Source organism: Dietzia sp. UCD-THP (genome assembly GCF_000349585.1).
Classification (GTDB): Bacteria; Actinomycetota; Actinomycetes; order Mycobacteriales; family Mycobacteriaceae; genus Dietzia; species Dietzia natronolimnaea_A.
On record NZ_KB714676.1, the window covers coordinates 453 to 1497 of the forward strand.

Genomic DNA, 1045 nt, shown 5'->3' on the forward strand with positions numbered 1-1045 from the left:
CCGTCGAAGCACTGCTCGAAGTAGATACGGACCCGCGACACGTGCTCCCAGTAGGTCACGACCAATAGAGAGTCGTATCCGCGCTCGCGCGCAATTCGGGTGGCGGCTGTCGTCTCGCCCTCAGTCGTCCCGACATCGGGTTTGAAGCACTCGACCGCGATTCGTCGCCCGTCCCGAGCAATAACTGGGCCGGCCTCGCAGTACGAATCGATTGCGGTTGCATATGGACTATCTCCTCCGGGCGACGGCTGAGACACCAGAATGCGGCCAGCCAAGCCGTTTTCAGCGAGATGCCGCGCGTATACATAACGATCATCGTTGGCTCCGGCTACCACCACGATGGCGTCTGCGTGCGTGGGGGAGTCGATTCGCGGAAAGAGAACCGCCCGCGCTGCGGCCAGTCCTGCCAATATGGCAATCACCAGCATGAGAAGTAACGCGACGAGTACGTTTCGGCGGCGCTTCGAGCGGGGTCTCACGGATATGAGGCTACGGGCCCAACCTGTGTAACGGCTGAGGTCACCAGTACTCGGTGAGATGGTTACGTACAAAACGCGAACTTGTGTAGTGCCCACCTGCCAAATAGTCCTGCTGATAACCGGTCGCGAAGTCTAAATCCCTAGAATGGTGTCGCCGTCTCCGCGACGATGAGCGAACTGGGATAAATACCTCCGCTCGTCCTGCTCGTGCGGAATAGGGACACCGCAGCCGCGGGCCCCTTCCGCGGCGCCGGTCACTTAATTGTGTTTGTGGTGTGGCAAGATCTAGGCCTCGAAAGCAGTCTGAAGCAATCGCCATTTGCGTCGCTGGGTGTCACAACGAGTGATCACATCCACCCCCAGGTGCGGGCAGGGCCCTTATCGGTCGTGGAGCAAACTTCGGTCAAGTCCTAAGTCCGTCTGCGGCAGGCAGAGCGAGGCAAGTGCCTGCTCGAGGGCGCCGGGCGGGGGTGCGCACCTCGTTCGAACTCGGTGACAACGCGGTGCAACACGGCCACACGGTACTAGGTGTACTGCCCACGCAGGTTGTGTACGCGGTCTGCGGG

General features: G+C 60.8%; 1 protein-coding gene. It reads right to left on the reverse strand.

Going from position 1 to position 1045, the window contains the following annotated elements; translation table 11 throughout:
- Positions 1-479: ElyC/SanA/YdcF family protein (locus tag H483_RS0120465; RefSeq protein WP_238556456.1), on the reverse strand; the 479-nt coding region annotated here is incomplete at its 3' end.
- Positions 480-1045 lie beyond the last annotated feature (566 nt).